General features: G+C 53.6%; 17 protein-coding genes. 9 read left to right on the top strand and 8 right to left on the bottom strand.

Annotated features, from left to right (window positions below; translation table 11 throughout):
* Positions 1-147 precede the first annotated feature (147 nt).
* From KTT_RS13250 to KTT_RS13240, 3 genes are all read left to right on the top strand, one after another.
* Positions 148-954 carry a hypothetical protein gene (locus KTT_RS13250; protein WP_126596418.1) on the top strand — a complete coding sequence of 269 codons (807 nt, stop codon included), beginning with the start codon at positions 148-150 and terminating at the stop codon, positions 952-954.
* A 323-nt stretch (positions 955-1,277) separates the two neighbouring features.
* The gene (locus KTT_RS13245) at positions 1,278-2,024 is read left to right on the top strand and encodes a hypothetical protein (RefSeq protein ID WP_126596417.1); all 747 of its coding nucleotides are present in this window, start codon (positions 1,278-1,280) and stop codon (positions 2,022-2,024) included.
* A gap of 138 nt (positions 2,025-2,162) precedes the next feature.
* Positions 2,163-2,633: a hypothetical protein gene (locus tag KTT_RS13240; protein ID WP_126596416.1), complete on the top strand. Its 471-nt coding sequence runs from the start codon at positions 2,163-2,165 to the stop codon at positions 2,631-2,633.
* A gap of 111 nt (positions 2,634-2,744) precedes the next feature.
* Here the strand turns inward: KTT_RS13240 and KTT_RS13235 are convergent, their stop codons facing one another.
* From KTT_RS13235 to KTT_RS13220, 4 genes are all read right to left on the bottom strand, one after another.
* Positions 2,745-3,725, bottom strand: a complete 981-nt coding sequence (locus KTT_RS13235; protein WP_126596415.1) for an NAD(P)H-quinone oxidoreductase — start codon at positions 3,723-3,725, stop codon at positions 2,745-2,747.
* A 265-nt stretch (positions 3,726-3,990) separates the two neighbouring features.
* Positions 3,991-4,515 carry a YceI family protein gene (locus tag KTT_RS13230; protein WP_126596414.1) on the bottom strand — a complete coding sequence of 175 codons (525 nt, stop codon included), beginning with the start codon at positions 4,513-4,515 and terminating at the stop codon, positions 3,991-3,993.
* 397 nt (positions 4,516-4,912) lie between these two features.
* Complete coding sequence (rpsU, locus tag KTT_RS13225; protein WP_126596413.1) at positions 4,913-5,098, bottom strand: 30S ribosomal protein S21; 186 nt, start codon at positions 5,096-5,098, stop codon at positions 4,913-4,915.
* 5 nt (positions 5,099-5,103) lie between these two features.
* Positions 5,104-5,454 carry a zinc-ribbon domain containing protein gene (locus tag KTT_RS13220; RefSeq protein WP_126596412.1) on the bottom strand — a complete coding sequence of 117 codons (351 nt, stop codon included), beginning with the start codon at positions 5,452-5,454 and terminating at the stop codon, positions 5,104-5,106.
* 294 nt (positions 5,455-5,748) lie between these two features.
* On the opposite strand from KTT_RS13220, the gene KTT_RS13215 reads away from it, so the two are divergent.
* From KTT_RS13215 to KTT_RS13190, 6 genes are all read left to right on the top strand, one after another.
* Positions 5,749-7,176, top strand: coding sequence for a UDP-N-acetylmuramoyl-tripeptide--D-alanyl-D-alanine ligase (locus tag KTT_RS13215; protein ID WP_126596411.1), 1,428 nt, complete (start codon positions 5,749-5,751; stop codon positions 7,174-7,176).
* Between the two features lie 28 nt (positions 7,177-7,204).
* Entirely contained in the window at positions 7,205-8,332 is a 1,128-nt protein-coding gene (locus KTT_RS13210) for a D-alanine--D-alanine ligase (RefSeq protein ID WP_126596410.1), read from the top strand.
* Between the two features lie 28 nt (positions 8,333-8,360).
* Positions 8,361-9,440, top strand: a complete 1,080-nt coding sequence (locus KTT_RS13205; RefSeq protein WP_126596409.1) for a dipeptide epimerase — start codon at positions 8,361-8,363, stop codon at positions 9,438-9,440.
* Between the two features lie 236 nt (positions 9,441-9,676).
* Positions 9,677-10,519: a sulfurtransferase gene (locus tag KTT_RS13200; RefSeq protein WP_126596408.1), complete on the top strand. Its 843-nt coding sequence runs from the start codon at positions 9,677-9,679 to the stop codon at positions 10,517-10,519.
* Between the two features lie 463 nt (positions 10,520-10,982).
* Complete coding sequence (locus KTT_RS13195; protein ID WP_126596407.1) at positions 10,983-13,796, top strand: protein kinase domain-containing protein; 2,814 nt, start codon at positions 10,983-10,985, stop codon at positions 13,794-13,796.
* 81 nt (positions 13,797-13,877) lie between these two features.
* A complete protein-coding gene (locus KTT_RS13190) occupies positions 13,878-16,736 on the top strand; it encodes a protein kinase domain-containing protein (RefSeq protein WP_126596406.1) in 2,859 nt (952 codons plus the stop codon).
* Positions 16,737-16,959: 223 nt separating this feature from the next.
* Here the strand turns inward: KTT_RS13190 and KTT_RS13185 are convergent, their stop codons facing one another.
* From KTT_RS13185 to KTT_RS13170, 4 genes are all read right to left on the bottom strand, one after another.
* A complete protein-coding gene (locus KTT_RS13185) occupies positions 16,960-17,220 on the bottom strand; it encodes a DUF167 domain-containing protein (protein WP_126596405.1) in 261 nt (86 codons plus the stop codon).
* A gap of 4 nt (positions 17,221-17,224) precedes the next feature.
* A complete protein-coding gene (locus tag KTT_RS13180; RefSeq protein WP_126596404.1) occupies positions 17,225-17,512 on the bottom strand; it encodes a YggT family protein in 288 nt (95 codons plus the stop codon).
* A gap of 2 nt (positions 17,513-17,514) precedes the next feature.
* Positions 17,515-18,009: a DUF6391 domain-containing protein gene (locus KTT_RS13175; protein WP_126596403.1), complete on the bottom strand. Its 495-nt coding sequence runs from the start codon at positions 18,007-18,009 to the stop codon at positions 17,515-17,517.
* Positions 18,010-18,072: 63 nt separating this feature from the next.
* Positions 18,073-18,810, bottom strand: coding sequence for a YggS family pyridoxal phosphate-dependent enzyme (locus KTT_RS13170; protein ID WP_218030888.1), 738 nt, complete (start codon positions 18,808-18,810; stop codon positions 18,073-18,075).
* Positions 18,811-18,938 lie beyond the last annotated feature (128 nt).

The following is an 18,938-nucleotide window of genomic DNA, read 5'->3' as shown; positions in this document are numbered from 1 at the left end:
TTTGCTCTGTAGATAGCGCAATCGTGCCAGTTTATCACCGCGACACAGATAAACGTCAGCAATGAGTATCCTTCATCGGTACTTGCGCGCCTCGGCCCGTGATGGGATGAAAGCGTTTTAAGGCAGACAACTACAGGAGTCCAGTTCATGAGGATACAGGATGAACAAAAGGTGCAGCAATGTGCGCTCGCGAACACAGAGGCTTCTTTAACCCTGGCGACCGCAGGAACGCTATGCATGTACGCGGGTTCAGACAAAATAGGGGCGGGCATTAATCTCTTTGTAGAATCGGTGGTGGCCGCGCAACTGGTACAGGCCTATAATAATCTAATCGGGGAACCGCAACAGGAAGACATGTATAATGTCGCGATGACAGAGCCTATCCGGCTACAGCTCACGCCCACAGAAATAGACTTTGAAATTGTGCTTCAGGACCTATCCAGGCACCTGCTCTACCTGCATTCGGCCCTCTGCAACCTACAACTTTCATATGCCCGCTACCAGGCGGCCAGGCAGACGTTAGATGTGCTCTACCAGAGTCCCCAGAGCTCAATATTTCAGGATGCGCATACCTTTGCCACCTTGCAGAAACAGTCTATCTGGCGCCACCTGATGCTGTGTGCGCACCTGCATACTGATATACTGATGAGCGCCTCACGTGTCAACTTATTGTGGCATAAATTCAAACAACAGCTCCCCAATCAAAACGTGTTTTCAAGTCACGAAATACTTGAAATGCTCACCACAGTCTGGCGAGAGAACGCGAAAGAGATCGCGGAATACAAATTGCCAGCCTTCAGCATCCATAACCCATCAGCGCTGTTAAATCTATTCTCCACTCAGACCCAACTGCAACGTCCAACGCTCCTGCTGGATGGGAACTGGCATAAGAGCATGTCGCAGCTTGAGCAGATTTATCAGCAGACCCTCGAAGCATTTTATCAGGACGAGTGATCACGCTCATCCTGATTTCTGTATTTCTATACCTCTTCTAAATGTCAGTTTCAAGGCATTCTCTCTCCTCCATACCGAAGCAATACATGCAGATGTAAAAATTTGACAAATAGAATTTAAAATGATATAAAAATGATATATTCTATAGATAGCAACGTCTAGCAATAATAAGTTGGTAAATATTAGTAAAAAGTATATTCAGGTCAATTAGTCCTTTTCAAGGCATTGGGGTGCTCTGCGATGAAGGGGTTGGTCATGGGAGGCGTGCGCGTTAAACGCAGGGCAATGGAAACGGTGTGGGGAAACAGAAAGGAGACTAAGATATGACCGGCCGCTCATATCGCACCACCCAGTCATCGATGGGATCAGCTACCATTTCAGCCGATAAACCTGTTATTGTCAGACAAGCTATTCTAAACGACATCGCTCGTAATGCCGTTATTGATGATGAACTATTGACGCCGCTGAGCATGAATATTGAGGTAGATGATAAAGGAACAGTTATTGTCAAAGCCCTGGAACAAGATGGTAAGGATAGCATAGCAGCGCACTGTCAGCGACGAGTGGTACGTGTGCCCCAGGAGAAAGCATATCAGCGCATCGTAGACGCAACGCAGCGCAAGCTCGGGTTGCTCGAACGACTCTATGAAGAGAATCATCAGGAGGCGCAGAACTGGTTTAACCGCAGCCTGATTACCGCGATCACCGCGGCTATGATTATTGCTCTCTCGATCTTTCTACCCATTCTGCTGTATTCATTACAGCTCAAAACACAACTTTTTCCGATTACCAGCTTTATTATCATTATCAATGTGATCAACGCCTGTGTCACAGCCTGGGTCTTTTACCAGACACGACAGGCGCATGAGCGGGCCGATCTCTACCTCTGCAACCTGAATGAAGTACGTAGTTTTGCCACCATCACAGGCTTTATTACACAGCTTGACATTGATGACCAGCATAAACATCTGCTGCAAAAGACCCTGGTTTCAACATCCTTAGGCCTCTCCGACCAGCAGATAGATATCGAGCCCGAATATGATCAAAACGAATCATTAGCAGACAAATGAGCAACCAGATGATGGGAAAGGATCTGAACAATGTCCAGGATGGGCTAGGAGGGGTATGGGAGCATAATGGAAAAGAGAAGCACCGCAGGAGCGGCGTCCAGGCGCTCGAGCAAAGAGTCATACCTCCCTGATGAGGGTATGGCTCTTGAGCAAATGTACCTGCAAAGCCGCTTTGAAGCCCAATGCTGGTTCTTTACCAGCCTGATTATCGCTATCATTGGAACGATCTTCATTTTAGGCACTATCTTGCTCTTTCTCCTTTTTACCAATGCCATGTTTGTTAACAATAGCGCCAAATGGGCACTGACTATTGCCAATGTTGTGACCGGTGTCACCCAGCAGTTGATCATCAGCCAGGCCCGTAGCGCTAATAAGCGCGCCGATTATTACGCGAAAGAGCTGCGCCGCGAAGCCAATGAATTGAACGTCTATGAAATTATTCGCGTGATATCGACATCCCTGCCCGAAGGAAATGAACGCAATAATTTAATTGTGCGCACTATCACAGATGCGTTGATGCACCGACCGGCATACGAGTTGCAGATGCAGTCAGCGGTGAAGAAGAATACCCCATCTCGCCAATCTGCATTTAAGCGGTCAAATGTATAAAAAATACCACACTATTTGCGAACCTTTTCGCTATCTATCCCGCGCCATCTACCAGCAGAGAGAAAGATGGTCTCATCAAACCATGAAGGATTGATGAGACCACCGAACAGCTTAATCGTCGATCTTGAGCACCAGTTTTCCGAAGTTACGGTTATCAGCCATGACATCATGGGCTTTGGCGATCTCGTGTAGAGGGAACACTTCTTCAACGATCGGCCTTACTCTGGCGCTGGCCAGCAGCGGCACCACCTGGGTGGCGAAAAGGCGCGTCACCGCCAGCTTCTCCTCCAGTGTACGCGAGCGCAGGGTGCAGCCGCGAATCTGGATGCGCTTAGCCATCACGGTCCCCAGGTTGACATCCGCGTGCGACCCACCCAGAGTAGCCAGAAAGACCAGCCGTCCCCAGGAGGCCAGAGCTGCTAAATTCTGCTCCATATACGCCCCACCGATAAAATCGAGCACCACGTGGACCCCTTCGCCCCTGGTCAATTGCTTGATCTCAGCCGCGAAATTGGGATCGGCCAGGCCCACCTCTAACCCCAGGTTCTTGGCTCGTTCCAGCTTGCTGGCGGTACGTGAGGTGCCATACACTGTGGCCCCAACAGCATGGGCCAGCTGGACCGCCGCAGTCCCCACGCCGCTACCAACGGCGTGTACCAGCAAGCGCTCGCCCATTTGCAGACCGGCCTGGGTAAAGAGCGCGTCGTGCGCCGTCATAAATACCTCGGGCACCGCCGCTGCCTGAACGAAATCCAGGTTCTCGGGAATCTCCACCAGCATGCCCTCGTGTACCAGCAGATACTCGGCCTGCCCACCACCACCAACGATACCCATGACACGCTGTCCCGGCTTCCAGCGCTGCACCAGCGGTCCAATCGCATCCACCTCGCCGGCGAACTCCATACCCGGAATATCCGAGGGAGAGCCAGGAGGGGCGGGATAAAATCCCGCTCGCTGCGCTAGATCGGCCCGGTTCAGGCCTGCGGCGCGCACGCGCACACGCACCCAATCTCCTACCGGCTCCGGCGTCTCTCGATCCTGTATCTCTAGTACTTCAGAACCACCTGGCCTCGTAATCACAACAGCTCTCATCGCTTGTCTACACTCCTTCATTTACTGTATAAGCACTACATCATTATCACTATTTTTTACCCACACTTATTGTATGCCATAGAAAGTATGCGACGACTCACTACTTTCTTCTAAACAAATAAGAAGCAAAAAACCTTCATAGGGTGTTACCGATCAAGAGAGACCACCGTGGAGCCCGAACAAGCCTGGCAAACAAAAAAGCAAGTAATCGGTAAGAATCTACCAATTACTTGCTCTGTTCGTGTATGTAAAAAAGGAAAGTGGATTACGCAGGCTGCTGAGTGGCCTCGAACTCCAGGTTCAATTTCACCTCATCACTCACAACGGCACCGCCGGTCTCCAGCAAAGGATTCCAGCCCAGGCCGAAGTCTTTGCGATTGATCTTGGTCTGCGCGGATAAGCCAGCGCGGTTGAGACCATAGGGATCTTTAACAAAGCCAGAATACTCAACCTCGAAAGTAACGGGCTTCGTAACACCATGGATGGTCAGGTCGCCAGTAACTTTGAAGTCGCCAGAGTCGCCTTCAACTTTGGTGCTCTTAAAGGTAATTTTTGGGAACTTCTCCGCATCAAAGAATTCAGCCGAACGCAGGTGCGCATCGCGGTTGGCATCATGGGTGTCAATGCTGGCGGTATCAACCTCAGCCTCAACCCAGGAAGCGGAAGGATTGGCTTCGTTCAATTCTAGTGTGCCGCGTACAGCATTGAACTGTCCGCGAACAGTGCTCACCACCATGTGGCGTACAGAAAAACCGATATGTGAATGTGCTGCATCAATGGTCCAAGCCATAAGAGTAATCCTCCAGATAGCAAACTATTTAAATATTAGTTACTTAACTAATGTTAGCCATAACATACCACAGATACTTTCCTTTGTCAAGTCACTTATTTTAAATTAGCAAATTCCCATGCTGTGCAGCTCGTAATTCGTCATCATAGGGGGCAAAACGCCCCCGCATAGGCGGCTGCCGAGTGTTTGGAGGGTCATTGGACGCGCCCTGCGCACCCAATGACCCTCCATGATAAATGGACCCGATCCCCTATATGGCTTCGCCAGGCGGTCGACGCACGCCTCCGATTGGGGTAAAACTGAGCAAAATAAAAGGCACATCCATAGACGCTTTCTATGGATGTGCCTTTTATTGACGTTGTATTACGTTAATTGCCAGGATTCAGCGTACAGAAATTTAGACGCGTGAACGGCGCTGCTTACGACGTGCCGCTTCAGCTTTCCGTTTGCGACGGGACTGTGGGCTTTCGTAATATCTGCGACGACGAGCCTCGGCCAGAATGCCAGCATTCTGAACTTTACGGTTGAATCGTTTCAGCGCAAGTTCGAACGATTCACCGGCTTGAATAACAATCTCGCTCATGGATACTACCAGCGCGATCGGCGATCACCACCACGGCTCGAAGAAGTACGGGGCTGATAGCAATCGCTACAATAAACTGGACGATCCTCGCGGGGCTGGAACGGAACCTGGGCTTCGTTACCACAACTTGCGCAGATCGCGGTATACATCTGGCGGGGTTCGCGATAGCCGCCATCGTTGCCACGAGATGAGCGGGAGCGGTCACCCATGCTGCTCTTGCGCGCGGCACGGCATGACGGACAGCGTGATGGGTTGTTTGTGAGCCCACGGCTAGCATAAAATTCCTGCTCGCCAGCGGTAAAGGTGAATTCCTGATTGCAATCTCGGCAAACCAACGTCTGATCTGTGAATGACATAAATGCTTCTCAATTCTTGGGTCTAAATCCCATTATAGCTCTTCTTCTGCAATGCACAACTCTCACGGATCAGCCAGTGAAAGCCCCTATGTGCATACAGTGTCCTGGGATTATACCACACATTGTCTTTAAAAGCTATCACTTTTGGCCCTTTTTTCCCTATTGGCAGGAAAAAATTCAAATCTGGATGAGCAAAACGAGCCATAATCGAGTGGCGCTTCCAAATGCTTTTTAGAACGAGCCATGATATAATCAGCTCAAAGTACAGTAGAATTTGTAAAGGATAGAAACAGCATGTTCACCCTCGATGACATACTGCAAGGTAATGCTGGTAAAGCTCGCGTAGTAAGCCGCACGACACCCGATCCCCAACTTGTCTTTCGCTCAGCCCATCATGACAATCGCCAGATTGAACCCGGAGATCTGTTTATTGCCTTGAAAGGCGCCCGGGTCGACGGCCATCGCTTTATCCCGGCGGCCGCCCAGGCGGGCGCGATCGGGGCGCTATGTACTGAGGAGGCACCAGATGTGCCCGCCGACTTTATCCAGATTGTGGTGCCGGACGTGGTTGAAGCCTTGCACGCAACGGCCCGCACGCGGACACAGCGTCAGCCCGAGACAACCTATATCGGGATCACTGGTAGCAATGGCAAGACCAGCACAAAAGAGGCGATCGCGACCGTGCTGAACCACCTGGCTCCTACGCTCAAGACGCTGGCCTCCTACAATACAGAGATCGGCTTTCCCCTGACCTTGCTGCGTCTGGAGCCACAGCATCGCTACGCAGTACTGGAGATGGGCGCGCAATGGGTCGGTGAACTGGCGTGGCTCTGTACCATCAAGAGACCAGACTGGTCGGTGATTACCAATGTCGGCACTTCACACATTGAGTTCTTTGGCTCACAGGAGCGTATCGCGCAGGCAAAGAGTGAACTGGTGCAAGCTTTGACGCCCGAGGGGATCGCGATCCTCAACTATGATGATCCCAGAGTCCGTGCCATGAGTCAGAGAACGCAGGCCCGCATCCTTTCCTATGGTACTTCTGAAGATGCCCTTGTGCGCGCCAGCGAGATCAGCGGTGATATGTTGCGCGGCCAAACTTTCACCCTTTCCTATCAGGGAAATCACAGTCGGGTGCAGTTGCACATTCCAGGCCAGCACGGCATCACGATCGCGCTGGCAGCCGCTGCCGTTGGGCTGGCAGCCGGCATGCCGCTGGCAGAGGTCGCCAGCGCGCTTGAAGAATTGAAGGCATTTAAGCGTCGAGGAGAGATCAAAGCCGGTCCTAATGGCAGTACGCTGATAGATGATAGCTATAACGCCAACCGCCAGTCTATCCTGGCCATCGCTAAAACCATGCACGAAGCCCACATGGACGCCAATGGCAAGCGCTGGGTCGTGCTGGGTGACATTCTAGAGCTGGGTAGCTATTCACACGACGAGCACTACAACACGGGCACCGAACTGGCCCACCTGGTAGACTACGTAATCGCGATTGGCGAACAGGCACGCTACTTCGTGGAGGGCGCCGTCGCGGCCGGCATGTCAGAGGATCACACATTCTACTTCGCGGCCCACCTGGATAATCCAGCCGAACTGGAAGCCGCCAAGCAAGCAGCAGCCAATATTTTAAGAGAGAACGTCAAGAGCGCCGACCTGGTATTGCTCAAGGCATCGTTTGGTCTGGGGATGGACACGTTGCTTGCCATGCTGCAGGCCTAGGGCCCGCGCACACGAGAAAGGATAGATAATGAGCAAAAAAAAGATCCGCGTAGGTATTGTTTTTGGTGGTCGCTCCGGCGAGCACGAGGTCTCTCTGGCCTCAGCACAGGCGGTGATGAATAATCTGGATCCCGAGAAATACGAGGTCGTGCCCCTCGGCATCACCAAATCCGGCCAATGGCTACTGGGCACCGAACCAGCCAAACTCATCGCGTCCGGACAATCCGTGGACAGCCAGGCAGAAGATGCTAACCAGACCGTTACCAGCGTGACCTTCACCGGTGATCCTACGGTGGGGCATCTCATCCCTATCGAGGGCCAGCAAGGGCTGGGCGATGACGGGAAGATCGACGTCATCTTTCCAGTCCTCCACGGCACCTATGGAGAAGATGGCACCCTGCAGGGTCTATTGGAGATGGCTAACGTTCCCTATGTTGGCTGTGGCGTCCTTGGCGCGGCGGTAGGCATGGACAAAGAGAAGATGAAGATGATCTTTGAGAGCGCCCACCTCCCTAATGTTAAATACCTGGTCTTCCGTCGCAACCAATGGGAGCGCTCACCAGAGGATATTCTGGATCAGATTGAAGAGCAGCTGGGCTATCCGAACTTTGTGAAACCGGTTAATCTGGGCTCCAGTGTCGGCATCAACAAGGCCCATGATCGCGAGGAACTGGCGCACGCCATGCGCGTGGCCGCCGAATACGACCGCAAGATCATCATTGAGCAAAACATCAATTGCCGCGAGTTTGAATGCGCCGTTCTGGGCAACGATGAGCCGCTGGCCTCGGTCATCGGCGAAGTCATCGCCAGCAACGAATTCTACGACTACAACGCCAAGTATATCGATAACAAATCTCAGGTCATCATCCCGGCCGACATTCCTCAGCAGACCTCCGAGGAGATGCGCCGCTATGCCGTCGAGGCTTTCCTGGCCCTGGATCTCAGTGGACTCTCACGCGTAGACTTTTTCATCGATAAGGATAGTGGCAAGGTCTACATCAATGAGGTCAATACGCTTCCAGGCTTCACCGAAATCAGTATGTATCCCAAACTCTGGGCCGCCAGTGGCGTTCCCTACACGGAGCTGCTGGATCGACTGATCGAGCTGGCACTGGAGCGCTACCAGGATCGTCAAAGGAACCGTACCAGCCTCTAAGACTGAACTTGCAAAGGAGCGAGCGAGTATGACCCGCACCACTATCCGTTCAATGACAGTGGAGCCGTTGAATGTGCCGTTACATGAGCCGTTCGCTATCGCGACTGGCAGTGTAACACAGGCACGTAATGTGCTGATCACACTCACATTGCAGGATGGGAGCATCGGCTATGGCGAGTGTGCTCCCTTCCCACCCAGTACCGGTGAATCGCAGGAAACCGCCCTGGCGGCGGCCCACAGTTGTATCGATCTCCTGGTTGGACAGGATGCAGCCCACTGGCGCAAGCTCTCAAAACTTGTACACGGCCTTTATTTCGCGCAGAAGACCGTTTGCGCCGGGATCGAGATGGCGCTGCTGGATGCCCTGACACGCTGCTATGGTATGCCGCTCTACGCATTCTTTGGAGGCGCCAGCACGCATGTCGAGACCGATATGAGCATCCCCCTGGTTACCCCCGAACGGGGCTATCAGTTGGCGGAGAAAACGGTCAAACTGGGCATCTCGACGATCAAGGTAAAGGTGGGAGGTGATCTACGCGAGGATGTCAATCGCGTCGAGGCGGTACGCAGCGGTGCTCCCCACCTGGGCATCATCCTGGATGCCAATCAAGGATACACGCCCAACGAAGCCCTGCTCTGCCTGGAGGCTCTGGAAGATCGTGACATCCGTCCCATCTTACTGGAGCAACCGGTCCATAAGGACGACCTGGCCGGACTGCGCTATGTCATGCAGCACACCAGCGTACCGATCGCCGCCGATGAAAGCGCCGGCAGCCTGGCCGAGGTCTCGAGCATTATCGCCACCGGGTCCGCCAATGTCATCAACATCAAGCTGATGAAGACTGGCATCGTCGAGGCCATGGATATCGTGGCCCTCTGCCGGGCCGCGCACATGCAACTGATGATCGGCGCCATGATCGAGACGCGCCTCGCCATCAGCATGGCCGCTCACTTTGCCGCCGGCCTGGGGAATTTCCGCTTCATCGACCTGGATACTCCCATGCTGTTAACCGAGGATCCCTTCTGCGGCGGCTATCAACAGCACGCGGGTATCTATGATCTCTCGAAAGTCGACAAGGGCCTCGGCATCTCCCCTCGCAAAGCATGACATCATTTTTTGCTTGAGCCGTTACAGAAAAGTGTCGGCAATGCCGACACTTTTCTGTAACGGCTCAAGCAAAATCATCATGAACGTGAGACGAACAAAACTCACATAGAAAAAGTTAAAAGCTGTGCGCTTTTCTCTTGACATCACCTATAATCAGCTTCTATACTACAGTAGAAGTTTTGAATGTTGATCTACTAAATCAACAATAGAAGGCAACATACAAGGAGGCCAGACACATGTCTGAGTATGCACATCCAGAAGCTCTCGTCGATACAAATTGGGTTGCGGACCACCTGAACGATCCCAATGTACGCTTGATTGAAGCGGACGAGGACGTATTATTATACGAAGTTGGCCACATTCCAGGCGCGGTCAAATTGGACTGGCATGTCGACGTTCAGGATCCACTGAGCCGTGATTTTATTGACCAGGAAGGGCTGGAGAAGCTCTTTGGTAACTGGGGCATCACCAACGACACCACCATTGTACTCTATGGTGATCGTAACAACTGGTATGCAGCTTACTCATACTGGCTATTTACACAATATGGCCACAAAAATCTGAAGCTGCTCAATGGTGGCCGCACGAAATGGGAGGCTGAGGGCCGACCTTACACTAAAGAGGTGCCCCATTACGAGCACACAACCTATCATGCGCAGCCAGCCGATGAGAGCATCCGCGCCTTCCGTGACCAGGTGCTGGCTGAACTTAAGAATCCCAACCTGCGTTTGATCGATGTACGCTCTCCTCAGGAGTACAGCGGCGAACTGCTGCACATGGTGAACTATCCCCAGGAAGGTGCGCAGCGCGCCGGCCATATTCCTGGTGCCAAGAATATCCCCTGGGCCGTTACGGCAAACGCCGATGGCACCTTTAAATCAGCGGAGGAGCTGCGTGATATCTATGGCGGCAAAGACGTCTCACCAGACAACCAGGTCATCTCCTACTGCCGCATCGGTGAGCGCTCCGCCCACACATGGTTCGTTCTGACCCAGCTGCTTGGCTTCCAGAACGTTCGCAACTACGACGGTTCCTGGACCGAGTGGGGCAGCCTGGTTCGCTCACCAATTGAGCGCTAATCACCAACCAGAGCCTTGCTTCGCAACCTCAACATACTTTAGATCCTGCACAGACCCTGTTCTGGCAGGGTCTTTTTTTGCGCTGCCCTTCATTTTAACTTTTCACATAAGATTACGTATGTAATAAGAGGATGTAGATTTTAGCATAAAAAAGGCTCGACTTATATTGAAAAAATAAGTATAATTTTTCCGCCTGTTTGGCGAAATCATTATTTTTTATCATTCCGAAAAGATGCTCTTTGGCGTCTTTTATTTATAAGAGAGTGTCTGACGTGCAAGTTCATCACCTGCGGTGCTCACAGGTCATGGTGTTGTTGGTGCATGGGGGCGCGGATGCCCCCCATGCACCAATAAAAAACGAGGGCGGCCGCGCACGCGGGCGCCTGTGCGAGAACTATCACGTCCCACTGTAAGACGAGTGTAAGACCCATTCATAGTTATGTCTTAAAAGGCAGGCAGAAAGATGACATGTCCTTACTGCGGCGCGGAACTGCGAGATAACGTTCGCTTTTGCGGAAATTGTGGGAACCGGGTAAATGAGTCACCGGACTCCTCTACACCTTCAAATAGTAACAGCGCTGTTGCAAGCTCCCTCAGTCCAGGCTCACGCCTGCAGGGTGGGCGCTACGTCATCAAGAAGATCCTGGGGCAGGGAGGCATGGGAGCCGCCCTACTGGCCACCGACATTCGTCTCGATGGCAAATCAGTGGTCATCAAAGAGTTGATTTCAGATAATGTGGATCAGAATCGCCGTTTAGAGGATGTGCGCAACTTCAAGCGCGAGGTTGCCACGCTGGCCCACATCGACCATCCGCTGGTACCCAACGTGACGGACCACTTCCAGGAGGGTACGCGCTACTTTATGGTCCAGGAATATGTGGATGGTGAAAATCTAGAGGAGCGCATGAATCGCGCCAATCAACCAATGAATGAGCGTGAAGCGTTGATCTGTGCTTCCGAAATGCTCGATGTGCTCGACTATCTCTCGCAGCAGATGCCGCCTATCGTGCACCGCGATATCAAGCCGGCCAATATCATTATTGGTACGCGCGATCGGCGCGCGCACCTGGTGGACTTTGGCATCGCCCGCGCCGACGAGGCGCGCAACGCCCAGCGCAAACAGACCTCCGCGCTGGGCACGCCCGGCTACGCGCCACCCGAGCAGTATCAGGGCAACGCCGATCCACGCTCAGATCTCTATGCTCTGGCCGCCACGCTGCACCACTTGCTGACCAACCGTGACCCACGCAATCATCCGCCCTTTTATTATCCACCGGCACGCTCACTGAATCCGCAGCTATCGCCGGACATCGAGAGGGTCCTGACCAAAGCGTTAAATAATGATATCAATCAGCGCTATCAGAGCGCCACGGCGATGAAAAACGAGATCGACACGATTCTGCGGCAGCGCTTCGGAATCTCGGGCAACATCGACAGCTATACGCTGGGGACCTCGGGTCCGATGCGCGCCATTAGCAGTGCGCAAACACAGATCGCCAATTCTGCAGCGGATGCGACGCTGCCATCTACCCCATCAGGGGTATCACAACCGGGGATAGGCAACAGCGCTACTCCGCCCACGCTGATGCCCCCACCGCCACCAACGCTTTCAGCCGCTGGACAGGGCAACGCGGGAGCATCATTTACACCGGTTCAGCCATTGCCAGCATTTTCGAATCAGCCGATATCGCAGCCTGGCTTCTCCAACCAACAAATATCTCAGCCCGGCTTCCCCTATCAGCCACAACAGGCGCAGCCTCGGAAAAAGAGACGCGGTGGGCTGATCGTGCTGATCGCGGTGCTGCTGCTGGTGCTCATCGCAGGCGGCATCTTTGGCGGCTACTCATGGCTGACAGCAAGCAAGGGCAGCGCCCCCATCAGCGTGACCATGATCAAGGGAGAACCGATCGGGATCAGCGACGGGACGACGGCCTTCGATACCACGCTGGAGGACGGCTCGCTCAAGACACAGGCGGCTCAGCAGCTCAAGCAAGATAAAAACAATGTCAATGCGGCCATCTCACTCTTAAATGATGCGACCAGCAAGAACTCCAATGACGCGGAAGCCCTCATTTATAAAGAGGACATCCATGTCATACAATCCGGTAACCCCTATGTGACGATAGTGGTCGCAACTATGCTCAGCGGCGACCAGATCCAGGTGGGGCGCGACGATCTTCAGGGGGCCTACATCGCGCAGAAAGAGTACAACGATGGAGCCAAACTACGCAACGGAACGCTGGTGCGCCTGCTGATCGCCAATAGCGGCAGTCAGACCTCCACGGTCGCGACGGTCGCGCAGCAGATCGTCAAACTGCAGCAATCTGATCCCACCTTTGCAGGCGTAATGGGCTGGCCATACAGCGGACGCACACAGACCGCTATCCAGATCTTGAGCCAGAATCATATTCCCATGATCTCGCAGACTTCATCCAGCGACGCGCTCAGCAATGCATCGCCCTATTTTTTCCGTGTCGTACCACCCAACAAGCAGCAGGGCACCCAGGCCGCCATCTATGCTGAGACGGTTCTGCACGCGAAGACCGTCACCGTCTTCTACGATCCACAGGATACATACAGCCAGAGCCTGGCGCAGGATTTCATGCAACGCTATCAAGGGACGGATAAAAACAAGGTCATTACCGAAAACTATACCATTGGCAAAGCTGACACCATCGCCAGCGCTATGCATGATAGTAGTAGCAAAGCGACGGACCTGATCTACTTTTCCGGCTACGCGACCGATGTCAGCACGCTGCTGAGCGATCTGCCTCCAGGCACGCTGCCAGTCATGGGAGGCGACGCACTATATGAACTGGGAGGCTACCAGAGTAGCGCGCGCGCCAATTTCAACCGCCTGCGCTTTACATCTTTTGCCTATCCAGATGAGTGGGATGTACTGAAATACAGCAGTCAGAAGCCCGCCTTTTTCAACGAATATTCGTCGGCGTTCAATCCCGATGGACAACACCCGGGCGGCTCATATGGCTTTACGCGCGCGGATAATGATGTTATTCTCTCCTATGATGCAACTGTTACAGTGCTAAGTGCGTACAATATTGCATTGAACACTGGAAAGCAGAATCCTACCCCTGAGGATTTACATCTGGCATTGCTCAAGCTCAATGGTGCTAATGCTATTCAAGGGGTAAGTGGGCAGATCAGCATTGGAGCGAATGGAGATCCAGTTGATAAAGCAATTCTCGTCCTCTATGTCGACCAGAACGGGCATATCCACATGGAACCCGCCTACCTGGGCCGATTTTTGAAATCGTGAGCGGAATTGCGCTATTACTAATATAATGGTATCTCTAGATAATCGCTCTATAGCGATGAGATTGGAATAATAGGCACAACTATGAAATGTCCTTTTTGCGGTACGAATAATCCGGCCGGTGAAACCTTTTGTGCCAATTGTGGTGGTTACCTGGATACACCAGCCTCCAGCACTCAGACCGTGGTTAGCCAGCCTGGTGCCAGCTATCCAACGGCCACAACAACACAGGCAGCAGGTGGTGGCACAGGCGGCGGCGTTCACGGTGCTTCAAGTACCCTGACACCCAACGCAAAACTACAAAACGGCCGCTATATCGTCGAGAAGGTGCTGGGCCAGGGCGGTATGGGCGCCGCCGTGCTGGCAAGGGACTCACGCGTCTCAAATAAGCGCGTGGTCATCAAAGAACTTATCTCAGACGAAAATGATCCAACACAACGACAAGAAGATGTACGTAACTTTGAGCGCGAGGTAGAGACGCTCGCCAACCTGGATCATCCACTTATCCCGACTGTGACCGATAGTTTTCAAGAGGGCTCGCGCTACTACATGGTGCAGGAATACGCACCGGGTGAAAATCTAGAAGACTATATGGAACGGGTTAACAAGCCCATGCCCGAGCAGGAGGCGTTGACCTATATTGCTCAGGTCCTGGATATCCTGGAATACCTGAGTGAGCAGAAACCACCGATCGTGCACCGCGATATCAAGCCTGCCAATATTATTATCAGCAGTCGCGACAAACGGGCCCGACTGGTGGACTTCGGCATCGCCCGCGCCGACGAGGCGCGCAACGCTAAGCGCAAACAGACCTCCGCGCTGGGGACACCCGGCTATGCGCCGCCCGAGCAGTATCAGGGCAACGCCGACGCGCGCTCGGATCTCTACGCGTTGGCCGCCACCCTGCATCACCTGGTCACCAATCGCGATCCACGCAATTATCCTCCGTTCAACTATCCACCGGTGCGGACCCTGAATAAACAACTCTCACCAGAGCTTGAGCGCATCCTGGAGAAGGCGCTGACCCTGGATATCAACAAGCGCTATCAAAATGCTCGCCAGATGAAGCAAGAGATCGAGGCCCTTCTGCAGCAACGCTTCCACGCGGCCATTGATACCAGTTCGTACATTCTCAATACTTCGGGTCCTATATCAACGCCCTCGGTCGCGTCCAAACCAGCCGCCAACAGCGCGGGTTCCGCCTATGCTGGCGGATATAGTGCTTCAGGCGCGCCCGCCCGCAGCCAGCCAGGCCAGCCAGCCAATAATCCCTATGGCGGGGGTCCATATGGTCCGGGCCCAAATCAGGGCCAGCGACCCCGCAATCGCGGTGGCTATCAACAGCAGCAGATGGGGACATTCGCCCCGCAGCAACAACAAAAGAAGAACGACAATAACTATATCCTGTGGAGCTTTCTGCTGCTAATTGTGGTCCTGATCATTATCGGCGCCCTCATCTTTGTGCTGCCAAACCTGGGACATCCAGTGACACCCCCTGGAGGAGGTGCTCAACCGATCAGCCATACCGGCCAGACATCTGCCAAAGGGAATCAGCCCTCCGCCGACCCGATCAGTGTCACGACCATCAAGGGCGAGTCCATTGGTCTGAGCGACGGCAAATCGATCTTTGATACCTCGCGCAAGAACGCCAGCTACAAAAATCAGGCGGTACAGGCGATGGCGCAGGGCAACACCAGCCAGGCGAACACCTTCTGGAACGACGCCCTTGGTCAGGATTCCAGTGACGCGGAGGCGCATATTTATCAGGAGAATATGCGTATCCTCTCTTCGGGACAGCCATATATCACGTTTGTGGTGGGCACCGTCCTCACCGGACCCAACGCTGGCATCGGTTATGACAATCTGCAGGGCGCCTACGTGGCCCAGCATGAATGGAACCAGCAGAATACATTGGGCAACGTCAAAGTGCGCCTGATAATCGCCAATACGGGCAGCGATTCGGGCAATGCCGCTACCGTAGCCCACCAGATAGTGCAGGCGGCCGCCAAAGATCCGACCATCGTTGGCGTCATGGGCTGGTCCTTGAGCTCGCACGCGGAAAACGCCTCCAATATCCTGACCGCCGCCCACATTCCTATGGTCTCGGCGACGGCCTCCAGTGATAGTCTGACCGGGCTTTCGTCCTACTTCTTCCGCGTGGCACCGTCGAATAAAAGCGAGGCCACGGTTGCCGCGGCCTATGCGAAGAGCAAGCTTCAGGCACAACAGGCCGCAATCTTCCTGGATGATGGTGATTCATACAGCCAGAGCCTGGGTAACGACTTCAAAGGCGCCTTTAGTGGGCAGACCAGGATCATTACCTATCACAGGAACGATCCGGCCTCGATCATCGCTGGCGTGCAGCAGTTGCAGACCGACCCCGGTCTGATCTACTTTGCTGGCTACTCCAATGATGTGGCAACCCTGCTGGGGGAACTGCCCAAACATCCGGCCCTGGCCAAAACCCAGATCCTGGGCGGTGACGCGCTCTATGAGCTGGCGGGCTATCCGAGTAGCGTGAAGGGGGAACTGCATCGCATGCACTTCACGGCCTTCGCCTATCCAGATGAATGGGATATTCTGAAGCAGGGCAATAAAAAGCCAGCCTTCTTCAAGGATTATTCTGACGACTATAGCAGTTCGAATCCGAGCGGTGTCTACGGTTTTCGACGGCCGAGCAATAACGTCATCCTTTCCTACGACGCGATGACGGCCCTGCTCACCGGCTCCAAACAGGCGCTCAACGGAGGCACTACCCTGAAATCCACAGCTTTACAGCAGGCCCTGGCCAGCGTAAAAAATCTGCAGGGAGTAAGTGGGCAGATCACGTTCGGCCCAGATGGGGATCCAATCAACAAAGCTATCGTCGTCCTGTACTTCGATGACATGGGGCGTATCCATATGGAGGAGAACCTGGGAACAGGACAGTTCCTGGCACAATAACCAGCTATCAGATAGCTGTTATTGTGCCAGACCCTCATCACCCTGGGGAAAGGTGATAGCCCCCGCACGGGCGTCCGCGTTCGCGGTCGCGCTGGGGTTTTGTAAGGTGGTGCAACAGGGGCGTGGATGCGCCCCTGTTGCACCACCTTACCATAGACGCAGGTGCTAAAGCTCCTATAGGCCACAGTCGATGATCATGAGAGTAAGACAGCTTTGTGACACGCTAGTGTGTCTGAGTCAGTCTCTGTTCTAATTCTGCAGGCGTTAACTGTTCGATATCCACCACTTTTTGACGGCTGGTCGTTCCTCGTACAATGCTGATGGCGCGCCTGGGGATAGCCAATTGATCGGCCAGCAAGGCGATCAGGGCCTGATTGGCGGCCCCGTCTACAGGGGGCGCGGTCAGACGCGCCTTCAACACCTCGCCATCCCATTCCAATTGATTGCGCGTGCTGCGCGGGATGACGCGTACCGATATCAGCATGGCGTTACCAGCCAGGCGGCAACGATTGCAACAGTAATAATCGAATGATGAACAACCCGAACCATGCTATCAGGAATGAGAGATCCAAAAAGCCTATCTGGCCCACCACGCGCCGAACCGGAACGATAAAGGGATCCGTCATCCGGGCGAGAAAACGGATGACGGCAAAACGCTCATCCATTTGAAACCAGGAGGCGATAGCACGAACAAACATGGCCAGGATCAAAATATTGATTCCATAACCAATCAAAATGGAAACGATAGGCACCGACAATGGTGGTGGCGTATACATAGCTACTCCTGCACTGTACGAACATCAACAAAGGTAAAGCCAAACACTTTGCGGCGTGTGATACTGGTAACGTGTACGCCCGTCAGGTCTGGCAGCGTGGTAAAGTGCTTCTGGACGTATTCACCCAGCGGCCGGGCGGCCATCCAGCCGGCCACAGAAGAGGCGGCGGCCGAGGCAACGCGGGTACGGCTATTGCTTGAGGCCATCCCCAGCAAGGTGCCAATGGTCACCATAGAAACGCCTACCGCCAGGTTGGTGCCACAGTTAGGATGAATCGCCAGCTCGGCCTCGCCGGCCTGCAAGCGCCTCAGAGCCTCATCCAGGGCACGCCTCAGCAAGCCCAGATCGACGTCACCAAAGATAATAAAACCGTCCGAGTTTGAGCGCGCGCTGGCGCTTAACGATGGATCCATAGTACCCAGGATGGTAAAAGTAGCATGCTCCAGGGCATGGTTTTGTCGTGTTCGTCGGCTAAACACCAGATCATCAATCTTCACGAAAAACTCCTTTCGCACCATCGACACTGTCAGATAGAAAGGCCCGCCATGAGCAGCATCAGGCTATTTTTTGATCCGCTCACCAAAGATGGCACGCCCAACACGTACAATAGTTGCCCCCTCTTCGATCGCTACAGTATAATCATCGGTCATTCCCATTGAAAGCTGATCCCAACAGGCATCCGTCACCTCCTCACGCAGTCTGTCCCGCAACTGCCGCAGCGCACGGAACACCGGACGTACCTGCTCTGGATCATCGACCAACGGTGCTACAGTCATCAGCCCCTGCACTTCTAAATGCGGAAGGGAAAGGATCTGGCGCGCAATGGCTGGTGCCTCATCAGGAGCCATGCCTTCTTTACTGGCCTCACCAGAAACGTTGACCTGCAACAAGATCGGTTGCCGCCTATCCTCCCCGCTAACCTGACTCTTCTTTTCAGCAGCGCGCTGGAGCGCTTCGGCCACATGCAAGCTGTCAACACTATGGATACAGTGAAAGGCCCCAAATACCTTCTGCGCCTTATTGGTCTGTACATGCCCAATCATGTGCCAGCGAAGATCAGGCGGGCAAAACGTTGCCAGTTTCTCCAATGCTTCCTGCACACGGTTCTCGCCAAAATCTCTAATCCCTAAATCATACGCCATCTTCACATCTGCAAGTGGCTTCGTCTTGGAGACAGCGACCAGGGCGACTTCGTGAGGTTGTCGACCAGCGCGCTGCGCAGATTCGGCGATGCGAGCACGCACATGGGCAATATTTTCAGCAATAAGCTCTGGGTTGATGGGGGGCTGATTTATCACGATCTTCTCTCTACTGGCTACGGACATCAATTTGCTCTTATAATATCAATATTGTACCACTAGAATGGCAGATAACACACCGTATGCGGCAGCATCTCTACATACTCTCACCATACCCGATCGACAGA

Source organism: Dictyobacter aurantiacus (genome assembly GCF_003967515.1).
GTDB classification, from domain to species: Bacteria; Chloroflexota; Ktedonobacteria; order Ktedonobacterales; family Ktedonobacteraceae; genus Dictyobacter; species Dictyobacter aurantiacus.
This window is presented reverse-complemented; position numbering and strand designations above follow the sequence as displayed.